This window comes from Actinoalloteichus sp. AHMU CJ021 (assembly GCF_002895405.1).
Lineage (GTDB): Bacteria > Actinomycetota > Actinomycetes > Mycobacteriales > Pseudonocardiaceae > Actinoalloteichus_B > Actinoalloteichus_B caeruleus.
The window spans coordinates 2,016,433-2,028,459 of the sequence record NZ_CP025990.1; the positions used below are offsets into that span (position 1 = coordinate 2,016,433).

11 protein-coding genes are annotated in these 12,027 nt (G+C 71.2%); 7 read left to right on the plus strand and 4 right to left on the minus strand.

The window, feature by feature from the left end; all coding sequences use genetic code 11:
- Window positions 1-34: 34 nt before the first annotated feature.
- Complete coding sequence (locus C1701_RS08360) at window positions 35-253, minus strand: DUF397 domain-containing protein (protein WP_103055773.1); 219 nt, start codon at window positions 251-253, stop codon at window positions 35-37.
- A 157-nt stretch (window positions 254-410) separates the two neighbouring features.
- Between C1701_RS08360 and argS the strand changes: the two genes are divergently transcribed.
- Window positions 411-2,201 (plus strand): arginine--tRNA ligase, encoded by a 1,791-nt coding sequence (argS, locus tag C1701_RS08365; protein WP_337662197.1) that lies wholly within the window; start codon window positions 411-413, stop codon window positions 2,199-2,201.
- Between the two features lie 114 nt (window positions 2,202-2,315).
- On the opposite strand, the gene C1701_RS08370 is transcribed toward argS, so the two are convergent.
- On the minus strand, window positions 2,316-3,290 hold the full coding sequence (locus tag C1701_RS08370) for a helix-turn-helix transcriptional regulator (RefSeq protein ID WP_103055775.1): 975 nt from the start codon (window positions 3,288-3,290) through the stop codon (window positions 2,316-2,318).
- Between the two features lie 90 nt (window positions 3,291-3,380).
- Here C1701_RS08370 and C1701_RS08375 point away from each other — a divergent pair, with 90 nt between their 5' ends.
- From C1701_RS08375 to C1701_RS08395, 5 genes are all read left to right on the plus strand, one after another.
- Window positions 3,381-3,803 (plus strand): VOC family protein, encoded by a 423-nt coding sequence (locus C1701_RS08375; protein ID WP_030104274.1) that lies wholly within the window; start codon window positions 3,381-3,383, stop codon window positions 3,801-3,803.
- Window positions 3,804-4,345: 542 nt separating this feature from the next.
- On the plus strand, window positions 4,346-5,254 hold the full coding sequence (locus C1701_RS08380; protein ID WP_103055776.1) for an ABC transporter ATP-binding protein: 909 nt from the start codon (window positions 4,346-4,348) through the stop codon (window positions 5,252-5,254).
- 9 nt (window positions 5,255-5,263) lie between these two features.
- Window positions 5,264-6,004, plus strand: a complete 741-nt coding sequence (locus C1701_RS08385; RefSeq protein WP_030104276.1) for an ABC transporter permease — start codon at window positions 5,264-5,266, stop codon at window positions 6,002-6,004.
- Window positions 6,005-6,007: 3 nt separating this feature from the next.
- Window positions 6,008-7,273 carry a sensor histidine kinase gene (locus C1701_RS08390; RefSeq protein WP_026417448.1) on the plus strand — a complete coding sequence of 422 codons (1,266 nt, stop codon included), beginning with the start codon at window positions 6,008-6,010 and terminating at the stop codon, window positions 7,271-7,273.
- Window positions 7,270-7,899 (plus strand): response regulator, encoded by a 630-nt coding sequence (locus C1701_RS08395; protein ID WP_016700525.1) that lies wholly within the window; start codon window positions 7,270-7,272, stop codon window positions 7,897-7,899. The genes C1701_RS08390 and C1701_RS08395 overlap by 4 nt, the downstream gene beginning before the upstream one ends.
- A gap of 484 nt (window positions 7,900-8,383) precedes the next feature.
- Here the strand turns inward: C1701_RS08395 and C1701_RS08405 are convergent, their stop codons facing one another.
- Window positions 8,384-9,208, minus strand: coding sequence for an oxidoreductase (locus C1701_RS08405; RefSeq protein ID WP_337662198.1), 825 nt, complete (start codon window positions 9,206-9,208; stop codon window positions 8,384-8,386).
- A 159-nt stretch (window positions 9,209-9,367) separates the two neighbouring features.
- Between C1701_RS08405 and C1701_RS08410 the strand changes: the two genes are divergently transcribed.
- Entirely contained in the window at window positions 9,368-9,973 is a 606-nt protein-coding gene (locus C1701_RS08410) for a TetR/AcrR family transcriptional regulator (protein WP_103055778.1), read from the plus strand.
- 456 nt (window positions 9,974-10,429) lie between these two features.
- On the opposite strand, the gene C1701_RS08415 is transcribed toward C1701_RS08410, so the two are convergent.
- Window positions 10,430-12,022 carry a serine/threonine-protein kinase gene (locus C1701_RS08415; RefSeq protein ID WP_103055779.1) on the minus strand — a complete coding sequence of 531 codons (1,593 nt, stop codon included), beginning with the start codon at window positions 12,020-12,022 and terminating at the stop codon, window positions 10,430-10,432.
- Window positions 12,023-12,027: the final 5 nt, after the last annotated feature.

A 12,027-nucleotide genomic window follows, 5' to 3' on the forward strand; every position in this document is an offset into this window, starting at 1 on the left:
GGCCGTCCCCGAGCCTCCAGCAGACCGCGCGGAGTCAGCGGCCCGTGCCCGCCAGGTCGTCGAACTCGCCCGCCTTGCAGCCCTTGATCCAGGCGTCCATCTCGGCTGGGGTGAACAACACCGCCCCCGCTTCCGGTTGCTTGCTGTTCCGTACGGCGATCCGGCCATCGCGCAGTGGAGCGACCTCGACGCAGTTGCCTCCCGCGTCGCTGAAGCTCGACTTGCGCCAGGCGGCCGTGGACAGATCACGCATGTGCGGCGCCTTTCCGTTGCTGCTGGTTCAGTTCTCGCGGGTGGCGGCCTCCGCCACCAGGTCGAGGCGGTCGGTTTCGAGGCCGATCACCGATCGCTACATTCCGCGCTGGGTCAACTCCGGACCGCATACAGGCTAGGCGTCTTGCCTTGGGACGATGAACGCTGAGAAGGAGGGTTACTCAGTGACGAACCACGAGGTGCTGCCGCTGCTCGGCCAGGTCGCCGACAGCGTGTCCCAGGCGATCGCCCATGCCCGCCCAGAGCTGGCCGGAGCCGATCCACTCGTCCGGCGATCCGAGCACGCCGACTTCCAGTCGAACGCAGCCCTCGCCCTGGCCAAGCGCGCCCGCACCAGGCCCACCGAACTCGCCGACGCGCTCATCGCGGCTGTGGCTGGCGACCGAGGGCCGATCACACGTGTCGACATGTCCGGCCCGGGGTTCCTCAACATCACGGTGCCCGACCAGCTCATCTGGAACCAGCTCGCCGCTCGCCTGGCCAGCCTTCGTCTCGGCGTCGGCACCCCCAATGAGGGCCAGCGGACCGTGATCGACTACTCGGCACCCAACATCGCCAAGGAAATGCACGTCGGGCACCTGCGCACCACGATCATCGGCGACAGCCTCGCGCGTGTCCTCGGCTTCCTCGGAGCGGAAGTCATCCGCCAAAACCATCTCGGCGACTGGGGCACCCAGTTCGGGATGCTCATCCAGTACCTCGACGAGCACCCGGAAGCCACCTGGCACCACGACGAGCTGGAGCCGGGCACCTCCGCCGCCTCCACGCTCGACGATCTGTACGGCACCGCCCGCGCGCTGTTCGACGCCGACCCGGAATTCGCCGACCGGTCTCGCCGCCGTGTGGTCGCGCTACAGTCCGGCGACCACGACACCGTCACACGCTGGAGGGAGATCGTCGCCGAGTCAGAGAGGGCCTTCCGCGACATCTATGACCGGCTCGGCGTGTTGCTCACGCCCGACGACTCGGTTGGGGAATCGTTCTACAACCACCTGCTCGCCGATGTGGTGACCGAACTGACCGAGGCGGGAATCGCCGTGGGGAGCGAAGGCGCTCTCGTGATCTTCTCCGAGGAGGTCACTGGCCCGGACGGCAACCCCATCCCCCTGATGGTGCGCAAACGCGATGGTGGCTACGGCTACGACACCACGGACCTCGCCACGATCCGCTACCGCATCCACGACCTGAAATCCAACCGGCTGCTCTACGTCACGGACTCCCGGCAGGCCCTGCACTTCCAGCTGATCTTCGAGGCGGCTCGCCGCGCGGGGTGGCTCACCGACAACGTCGAGGCGGCACACGTGCCCTACGGCACCGTCCTCGGCCCCGATGGCCGCCCGTTCAAGACCCGCGCCGGCGGCACGGTCCGTCTGATGGATCTGCTCGACGACGCCGTGTCGCGTGCGCGCGCCGTGGTCCACGAGAAGGACCCTGACCTCCCCGCTGGGGAACTGGACCAGATCGCCGAACAGGCGGGCATCGGAGCGGTCAAGTACGCCGATCTGTCCAATTCGCGGATCAGGGACTACACCTTCGACGTTGACCGCATGGTCTCGTTCAACGGCAACACCGGCGTCTACCTCCAGTACGCGCACACCCGCATCCGTTCGATCCTGCGCAAAGCTGGAGATCCTCACGTCGTGATCGACCCGACCGTCGAACTCCAGCCCGCTGAACGCGCGCTGGCTCTCCAGCTCGACGCCTACGACACGGCCCTCACCGAGGTCGGCGAGACCTTGGAGCCGCACAAGCTCTGCGGCTACCTCTACGACCTCGCCCGCGCCTTCACCAGCTTCTACGAAGCCTGCCACGTCCTCAACGCGGAAGAACCTGTTCGCGGCAACCGACTCGCCCTCTGCCAGCTCACGGCACGCACCCTGCGACACGGGCTCAACCTGCTCGGCATCAGTGCCCCGGACCGCATGTGACACCGGCCCGGACGAGGCACTAGCAACTCGCCGGGTGGCTCCTCGATACCCGAGGAGCCACCCGGTAGCCACCACCGCTGCGAACGGGCCAGTCATGGCACCGCCCAAGGACGTTCACGCTCCCGGGCCTCCTCCCCCGGGCGGCTCCGCTGCCGGTCCGTAACGCCCGACGAGTTCCGCGCCGATCCTGGCCAACTCGTCCCGGACCGACGCCGGCTCGACCACCTCCACGACGGCACCCCACCCCGCGAGCTGTTCGGCCACCGACACCGCCCGGTGCGCCGAGACCCGCACCCGCACCCGGCCGTCCCCACCCTCGCCCGCCACCTCGCAGTGCCGGCCCCACTGCGCTCGGAACGCGGACAGGTACCGCGCCACGACGAGCACCGTCGCCACGACACCGGACCGCCGCCCTTCCACGTCACGAACCACCTCCCCCCACACCTCCGACAGGTCGAACCCCGGCGGCCGGTGCGCCGCCTCGTCGGTGAGGAGCACGTCGACCACCCGGTCCACCCGGAAGGAGCGTCGCCCCCGCTCCGTCCCGCCAACCAGGTACCAGGTGCCGTCCTTGTCGACGAGCCCCCACGGATCGACCAGCCTCGTCGACTCCGTCCGGCCCGAGTAGGTCAGCCGAACCCGTCGCCCGCGCACCACCGCGTCCCGCAGCGCCCCGAGCAGCGGGGGCCGCACCCGTCCGGCCCCGCCCCACGCCACGGGATCGACCAGCAGGGCACCCGAGGCGGCCTCCGCGTCGCCCCGGAACGTCCGGGGCAGCGCGGCCAACAGCTTCCGCATGGCGGAGCGGAGCTCGCTGGTCATCGGAACCCCCGGCCCGGCGAGCAGGAACAACGCGGTCGCCTCACCCGCCGTCAACCCGCTCAGATCGGTGCGCGCCCCGCCCACCAGCGACCAGCCCCCGTGCCGGCCGGGACTGGGGTACACCGGGACGCCGGCCGAGGACAACGCCTCCAGGTCACGGCGGGCGGTGGACACCGAGACCTCGAGTTCGGCGGCGAGTTCGGCCGCGGTCACCCGGGCCCTGGTCCGCATCAGCATGAGGATCGCGACGAGGCGGTCGGCACGCATCCGCCGAGTCTGCCGGGAAAAGTGGCCAGGAGGTGAGCACTTCTCCTCCTACGGTCGTCCCCGCGATCATCGGAAACGGAAGGCGAACCCATGCTGCGAGGACTGACCACCACCACCTTCTTCGCCGACGACGTCGGCGCCGCCGCGGCCTGGTACGCCAAGCTGTTCGGCATCGATCCCTACTTCGTGCGGCCGGAAGAGGGGCCGCCCGCGTACATCGAGTTCCGCATCGGCGACTACCAGCACGAATTCGGCCTGCTCGCCCGCCACTGGGCTCCACACGCCGCGACCGAGCGGCCGGCGGGGGCGGTCGTCTACTGGGCGGTCGACGACCTGCCCGCCGTGCACGACACCCTGCTCGCCATGGGCGCCACCTCCCACGAGGCACCGACCCCGCGTGAGGCGGGGTTCGTCACCGCCTCGGTGGTCGACCCGTTCGGCAACATCCTCGGGATCATGACGAACCCGCACTACCTGGAGGTCCTCGCCAGGAGACCGGAGAGGACGGTGTAACGCGGACCGGTCGGTGGCACGGGGCCGGAGGTGCCGGGACAACGCTCCTCCGCCGCCCCGTCCCACCGGGACTGGTGTCCCACGCGTCGTCCTCAGCGGACGACGGCGGATGCGCCGCACGCTCGGGACGAGGGGACGGGTGCCAACCGGCGCCGGTCGCGCCGCACGGAGCCGGTGCGTGGAGGGGCGACCGCATGACGATCGAACCGGCCCGCCTGCCGCCGGCGATCCGGACGGGCTGGCGTCGTCACCGGCTGGGTCACGCTGGGGCTGGCGAAGGACGGCTCCCGAGGCTGGGGCGGTCCGGCACTGTGCGCCCTGTGGTCGTCCCGGTCGGCTTCGTCGCCCGGGTGCACCGCCCTCGGTGCCCGCTCACCAGGACACGCCGGCACCCGAGGCCGCCACCACCGCGGGCTGAGCACCGCCCACCCCGGACCACCCGCCCTCCACCGACTGGTGGAGGGCCACCCCCACCGGACGGACACCGAGCCCTGCCCGCGTGACCGGTCCCGTCGCACCAGGGCACGCGTCAGGCTTCGACCATGACCATCATCGAGGTGGACAACCTCGTCAAACGCTACGGCGACCACGTGGCGGTGAACGGAGTGAGCTTCACCGTCGACCAGGGCGAGATCTTCGGCATCCTCGGCCCCAACGGCGCCGGCAAGACCACGACCGTCGAGTGCGTCGAGGGCCTGCGCACCCCGGACGGCGGGTCCGTGCGCGTCCACGGCATCGATCCGCACGGGGGCACCGGCGAACTGCCGCACCTGCTGGGCGCGCAGCTCCAGACCAGTGAACTGCCCGACAAGCTCAGGGTCGGCGAGGCGATGGAGCTGTACGCCTCCTTCTACCGCCATCCCGCCGACTGGCGGACGTTGATCGACACCCTGAACCTCACGGACAAGATCGACACCCAGTTCCGGCGGTTGTCCGGCGGGCAGAAGCAGCGGCTGTCCGTCGCGCTGGCGCTGGTCGGCAACCCCAGGGTCGCGGTCCTCGACGAGCTCACCACCGGCCTGGACCCCGTGGCCCGCCGCGACACCTGGGACCTCGTCGAGACCATCCGCGACCAGGGCGTGACCATCCTGATGGTCACCCACTTCATGGAGGAGGCCGAACGGCTCTGCGACCGGCTGGCCATCATCGACGGTGGCCGGGTCGTCGCGATCGACACCCCGGCCGGACTCGTCGCCAGGGTGGACGACCGCAAACGGGTCCGGTTCCGGCCGTCCGCGCCGGTGGACCGGGCCGTCCTCGCCGCCATCCCCGGCGTCACGGCCGTGGAGCGGGCCGGCGGCCAGCTCGTCGTGACCGGCACGGGGAACCTGCTACTCGCCCTGACCAGCACGCTCGCCCGACACCAGATCGTCGCGGAGGACCTCCGAGTGGAGCAGACCTCGCTCGACGACGCCTACGTCGCGCTCACCGGCCGCCCCACCAGCTCCTGAGGAGATCCCTTGTCCGCCCTGTACCGGCTCACCGCCACCGAGACCCGGCTGTTCTTCCGGGAACCGATGAGCGTGTTGTTCGCCCTCGCGGTTCCCCCGGCCCTGCTGGTCATCCTCGGCGCGGTCCCCTCGTTCCGCGAACCCGTCCCGGACCTCGGGGGCCTGCGGATCATCGACCTGTACGTGCCCATCATCGTCGCGCTGGGCGTCGCCCTCTTCGCGTTGACCGGCCTGCCCCAACAGTTCGCCTCCTACCGGGAGAAGGGCGTCCTCCGACGGATGCGGACCACGCCCGTGCGCCCCCTCACCATGCTCGGCGCGCAACTGCTGATGTCCGCCGCCCTGTCCGTCGCCACCGTCCTCGTCGTGCTGGCCACCGCCCGCCTCGTGTTCGACGTCGGGCTGCCCCGCCACCTCGCCGCCCACCTCGCCGCGTACCTGCTGACCATCTCCGCGATGTTCGCCGTCGGGCTGCTCGTCGCGTCGCTGGCGCCGAGCGGCAGGAGTGCGGGGGCGATCGGCACGGTGCTGCTGTTCCCGAACATGTTCTTCGCCGGCCTGTGGATTCCCCGCGACTCGATGAACGACGTCCTGCGGACCATCAGCGACCTCACCCCGCTGGGGGCGGCCGTGCAATCATTGCAGGACGCCACCGCCGGCCACTGGCCCCAGGCCACGCACGTGGCGGTGCTGCTGGGGTGGACGCTCGTGGCCGGTGGTCTGGCCGCGCGGTACTTCCGCTGGGAGTGAGTCGTGAGCATCGGGACCGAGCCGCACGGGGACTGGGACCACCGGGTCGGCACCGCGTTCGCCGTCCTCCCCTACGTCCTGCTGGCCGTGAGCACCTCGGCCGCGCTGGCGCAACGGGACACCCCCGTCCAGATCCCGGGCGTGCTCGGTGTCACGCTCGCCACCGCGCTCTGGCTGGCCTGCTTCGACGCCAACCCGCGCTGGTGGGAGAACCCCACCCCGGCCAGGGTGCACTACGCGGGGCTGACCGTGTTGGCGGCGGTCCTGGTGGTGCTCGCGCCCTGGTACGGCATCTTCGCCTTCATCGGCTACGTCCACGCGTTCGAACGGTTGGACCGCCACTGGCGGTACCTCGGCGCCGCCACCACGTCGATGATCATGTCCGTCTCGTACCAGGGAGGTGCGCACAACGTCCTGACCGGCGACTGGTGGGAGTGGGCGGTCACCTCCCTGGTCTCGGTGGTCCTGGCCGGGTCCTGCTACTCCCTGTTGGACACGGCCGAAAGACGCGGACGCGAGCGGACACGGGCGCTGGTCGAATCGCACGAGGCCAACGCGCGCCTGGAGGCGGCCCTGGAGGAGAACGCGGACCTGCACGCCCAACTGCTGGCGCGGGCCCGCGAGGCGGGCGTGCTGGACGAGCGGCAGCGGATGGCCCGGGAAATCCACGACACCCTGGCGCAGGGTCTGGCCGGTATCGTCACCCAGCTCCAGGCCGCGGAGCAGACCCTCGACCAGCCCTCGACGGCCGGACGGCACCTGACGAAGGCGATGAGCCTGGCCCGCGAGAGCCTCACCGAGGCCCGCCGGACGGTGCACGCGATGGAACCGGAACTGCTCGCCGACGCCCGGTTACCGGAGGCGATCGCGGCCGTGGTGCACCGGTGGTGCGAGACGCACGACGTCGACGCGGTGCTGACCACCACCGGCGACGCCCGCCCCATGCACACCGACGTCGAGGTCGCGCTGGTGCGGACCGCGCAGGAGGCGTTGGCGAACGTGGCCAAGCACGCGGGGGCGAGTCGGGTCGGACTGACCCTGTCGTACCTCCCGGACCGGGTGCTGTTGGACGTGCGGGACGACGGGGTGGGATTCGACGTGACCTCCCCGCGCGCCAACGGTTCCCCAGGTGGCGGGTTCGGCCTCGCCGGCATGCGGCAGCGGGTGCGGAGGTTGGCGGGACGCCTCGACATCGAGGCGGAGCCCGGGGGTGGCACCGCCATCTCCGCATCCGTTCCCGCGATCCCGGCGACCGGGGGAACCCGGTGATCTCCCTGCTGATCGTCGATGATCATCCCGTGGTGCGGGACGGCCTGCGCGGCATGTTCACCCCCGACCCCCGCTTCGAGGTCCTCGGGGAGGCCGGCGACGGAGCGGAGGCGATCGTCCTGGGCGAACGGCTGCGCCCCGACGTCATCCTCATGGACCTGCGGATGCCGAGGACGGACGGCGTCACGGCCATCACCGAACTCGCCCGGCGGGAGGTTCCCTCCCGAGTTCTCGTGCTCACCACCTACGACAGGGACAGCGACGTGCTGCCCGCGATCCACGCCGGCGCCTCGGGCTACCTGCTCAAGGACGCGCCGAGGGAGGAGTTGTTCCGCGCCGTGGAGGCGGCGGCGCGGGGCGAGGCGGTGCTGGCGCCCAGCGTCGCGACCCGGCTCCTGCGGGAGGTACGCCAACCCGTCCCCGAACCGTTGTCCCCGCGCGAGCTGGAGGTGCTGGAGCTGATCGCCCGGGGCTCGAGCAACCGGGAGGCGGCGAAGCACCTGTTCATCAGCGAGTCGACGGTGAAGACGTACCTCGTCCAGGTGTACGCGAAGCTCGGTGTGCACGACCGGGCCGCGGCGGTGGCCGTGGCCTTCTCCCGCGGCTACCTGTCGCCTCCTCCCTGACCGGGCGGCCACCAGGCCACGGAGGGCCAGGGCGCGCCCTGGCTCGTTCCTCGCCACTCAGGTGGGGACTCCTGACTGGGGTTACTGGCTCGCCGGGCGGCCTCGGCTGGTGGTCCGGACCGCCCCCCCCCCCCGCGTCTTGGAAGCCGGGACGTCCGGCGACGGGACCGGGACCCGCGCGGAGTCGTCGGCCTGGTCCCGGGCGATCCACCACGGGAGTGCGCCTGTGCGGGTCACCATTCGCGCACCGGGTGCCGCCGGTCCCCGTGTTCCGTCGACAGCGCGGGCGATGATCGGAGGCGCTCGCTCGCCGGTCCCCGTTCCCGGCGGGAACGGAGCACCCGCGACCGGCCTCTCCCCCGCCGGGGCGAGGCGCGACCGGCGCGCACCCGGCGGGAACTCCATCCCAGCTCCACCGCCGGGCCCTGAGCACGGGCCTGCCAGCGAGCCCGAGACCTGCCGGGAGGCCACGCTCGACCCCGGCTCAGGCCTCCGCCTCCGTCCGGGGCACGCCTTCGAGCCGCCGCCGGGGAAAGGTGACCCCGGTCAGCTCCTCGGACACCGCCCACAGGCGGCGGGCCAGCTCGGTGTCCCGCGCCCGCGCCGAACGACCGACCAGCTTGGGAGCACCGCGTCCCTCCAGGAAACCGCTCGGGCCGGCGTAGGCGCCGCCAGGGACGTCCGCCACGGCCGCGTACAACGTGGGCAGCGCGCCGTCCTCGACGCTCTGCGTGACCAGGTCCGTCACCGCGCGCAGCGCTCGGTCGAGGACCCGCCGCTGGCCGTTGTTCCGGAGCAGGCTGGTCGCGGCGAGACCGGGGTGCGCGGCGGTGGCGAGCACCGGCGATCCGACCTCGGTGAGTCGCCGCTGGAGCTCCGAGGTGAACAGCAGGTTGGCGAGTTTCGACCGCGCGTACGCGGCCATCGCCCGGTAGGGCCTCCGCTCCCAGTTCAGGTCGCCGAAGTCGATCGACCCCACCCGGTGCGCGTTGGAGGAGATCGTGACGACGCGTCCTCTGACTCGCGGCAACAGCAGGTTCGTGAGGGCGAAGTGCCCGAGGTGGTTGACCCCGATCTGGGACTCGAAGCCGTCGGCCGTGCGGGTCATTGGCGGCATCATGATGCCGGCGTTGTTGACGAGGATGTCGACGGGCTCGGTGACCCCGTCCGCGAACGCGCGGACCGAGGCGAGATCGGCGAGGTCGAGCCGGCGGACCTCGACGGTGCCGCTCATCGCGGCGGCGGCCTCCCGGCCCCTGCCCTCGTCGCGGACGGCGAGCACGACCCGGGCGCCGCTGGCGGCGAACACCTGGGCCGCCGCCCGGCCGATCCCGCTGTTCGCCCCGTGACGACCACGGTCCGGCCGGCCATGGGAGGAACGTCCGACGCACTGAATGTTGTCATGAGCTACAAAGTAGCCACTGGAAACAATGTCGTCAACGGAAACACGGTTCGCTACCCTCGGGGCGTGCCAGCCACGACCCCCGAACGCCCCTACCACCACGGGAACCTCCGCGCCGCCCTGCTCGACGCGGCCGAGCGCTCCCTGGCCGAGCACGGCTCCGACCAGCTGTCCCTCCGTGACCTGGCCAGGGAGGTCGGCGTCAGCCACGCCGCACCCCGCCGGCACTTCCCCGACCGCCAGGCGCTGCTGGACGCGCTCGCCGAAGCGGGGTTCGCCCGCCTCGACGCCGTCCTTCGCACCGCCCTCGCGGCAGCCGGCGACGGCTTCCCGGCACGTCTGCGCGCCGCGGCGACGGCCTACACGCGCTTCGCCACCGAGAACGCCGCACTGCTCGAACTCATGTACACCAGCAAGCACCGACCGGGCGCGCGACGGGTCGTCGACGCGGCGGCCGCACCGTTCGCGCTGCTCAACGGCCTGATCACCCAGGGGCAGGACCAGGGCACACTCGAGGCAGGGGATCCCGAACGCGTCGGGATCGTCCTGCTCGCCACCCTCCAGGGCCTCGCGACGTTCGCCAACGGGCACATCGTCGAACTGGAACTGCTCGACGACCTCGTGGAAGCCTCCGTGGACCGCTTCCTTCGAGGAGCGCGCCCGCTCGGGTGAGACGCTCGTGCGGGTCGGGCCGCTGAGCGATCCGGCCACGAACTCCAGCCGAGCGCTGGCACCCACGCGCCCCCGCCGGGACAGACCGTGGAAAGCCAGCCGCCGACCCAGTCGCATGTCGCCGTGCGGGTACCGCCACACGGCGGGGACGAACCAGCCGCACCGACCTGGCCCAAACATCACACCGGCCGTGACGCCCGCTGCGGTTCAGGCCCCTCCTCCGACCCGCCGGGAAACGAGACATGCTGGCGTGTCCCAACGCCAACTGCCGAGGCACGCTCCGGTACTCCGCCACCTCGACTCCGCACACCAGGGGTGTCGGGGCTCACCAGCGCTCGCGGCCCCGGCCCAGCGGTGTTCGGACCGCCCGTCACCCGGACGCCTGGCGAAGCCTCCGCAGCTCCTCGCCGATCTCGTCGCGGTGATCCACACCGCCGAGGGATGTGCGGCCGCCTTTCACCCCCGCCTCGCGACGTTCCTCGGGCTCACTGCCCGAAGCCGCTGGAGGAGCTCGGCGACATACCGGGTCTCCTCGTGATCACTGCCTTTGACGAGCACGAGGTCATCGCGCAACGCCCGGAACGTCCGCTCGGCTTCGTCGACGTCATTCCGCGCCGCGTGCAGTTCGCCGATGTTGCGGCGCACTTCGAACGCCGTGTCTGTGCCATCGCCACGCTCACTGCTGATCCTGTCCAGGACATCGCTGAACCGCAGAAGCGCCTCGTCGACCTGACCCAGCTCGGCCCGGCAGTACGCGGACTGCCGGAGACATTCCACCGCGTCGCCGCTGTGCGGCCCATTGGTTCGGGCGAACGCGTCCGCCAGCGCATCGAATTCGGGCCGGGCGAGGCGGTATTCGCCCGCGATGACCAGGACCGCGGCCCGCCGCATCCGCAGCCGCAGCACATCAGGGTTCTCCGCACCGAGGATGTCGCCAGCGGGTTGGATCACGGCATCGAGGACTTCGGCGGCCTGGACGAACCGCTCTTCCCCCAACAGCGCGTCCGCCCGCTGGACGGCGTCCCGCATGGACTTCCGCAGGACGGTACGGGGCACCCGGAGAGCAGCCACCGCCGATCCAGCCGCGCTGGCCCGTTCCAGGACCGGGCCGGAGTCGGGTCTGCTGCCCGGCGCGTTGGGCAGGCGGAACATCAGGGTGGGGTCTGGCATCCCACCTGGAACCGCCCCGCTCACGTCGGGACTGGAACCGAGGGCGGGCAGCAAGGGCAGCAACCGCTTGTAGACCTCGGCGGCGTCGGCGGGCCGTTCGGTCGGCGACTTCGCGAGCAGATCCAGCACCAGACAGTCGAGATCGGCGGGGACGTTCGCACACACCTCCCGCAACGACACCGGAACCGAGTCGAGGTGTCCCCTCCACCGGTCGAAGTCGCTGTCCCCACCGAACACCGGATGGCCCGACACCAGCTCGTACAGCACGCAGCCGAGCGCGTAGAGGTCGCTCTGCGGGGTGACCTGCCTGCCCCGGATCTGTTCCGGGGACATGTACAGGCTCGTGCCGATGGGCCTCCCGGTCGCAGTCAGTCGGGTCGTGTCGGGGCGGAGGACGGCGGCGATCCCGAAATCGAGGACCTTCACCGCCCCGTCGTAGGTGACCAGAACATTCTCGGGTTTAAGGTCCCGGTGCACGACCGGCACGGCGTGCGCGTGGGACAAGACCGTCGCGAGTTGCGCCCCGAACGCGGCAGCCCAGTTGACCGGCAGCGGCTCCCGAGGGTCGATGAAGGCGCGTAGCGGCACACCGTGCACGAGTTCCATGACCAGGTACAGCTCGGTGACCCCGCTGTCGAGCCCGGCGTCGTAGACCTGCGGGACTCCGTGATGCAGGATGCGGGCGGTAACGCGAGCTTCTCTCTGGAAGCGTTTCGCGACTTCCCGCACCCCTTCCCCACTGCCGATGACCCGCGGGTTGATTCGCTTGACCGCCACTTCGCGGTCAAGCACGACATCGAATGCTCGCCAGACCGTGCCCATCCCGCCGGAGCCGATCTCGTCGCGCAGCTCATACCGACCGCCGACCGTGCCCGCCACGCGAC

Excerpts from the sequence above, each read along its gene's own strand:
- C1701_RS08370 (WP_103055775.1), bottom strand. The coding sequence starts at position 3,290 with ATGCGTGCCGACCGCCTCGTCGCGATCCTCATGCTGATGCGGACCAGG.
- C1701_RS08380 (WP_103055776.1), top strand. The coding sequence starts at position 4,346 with ATGACCATCATCGAGGTGGACAACCTCGTCAAACGCTACGGCGACCAC.
- argS (WP_337662197.1), top strand. The coding sequence starts at position 411 with ATGAACGCTGAGAAGGAGGGTTACTCAGTGACGAACCACGAGGTGCTG.
- C1701_RS08360 (WP_103055773.1), bottom strand. The coding sequence starts at position 253 with ATGCGTGATCTGTCCACGGCCGCCTGGCGCAAGTCGAGCTTCAGCGAC.
- C1701_RS08375 (WP_030104274.1), top strand. The coding sequence starts at position 3,381 with ATGCTGCGAGGACTGACCACCACCACCTTCTTCGCCGACGACGTCGGC.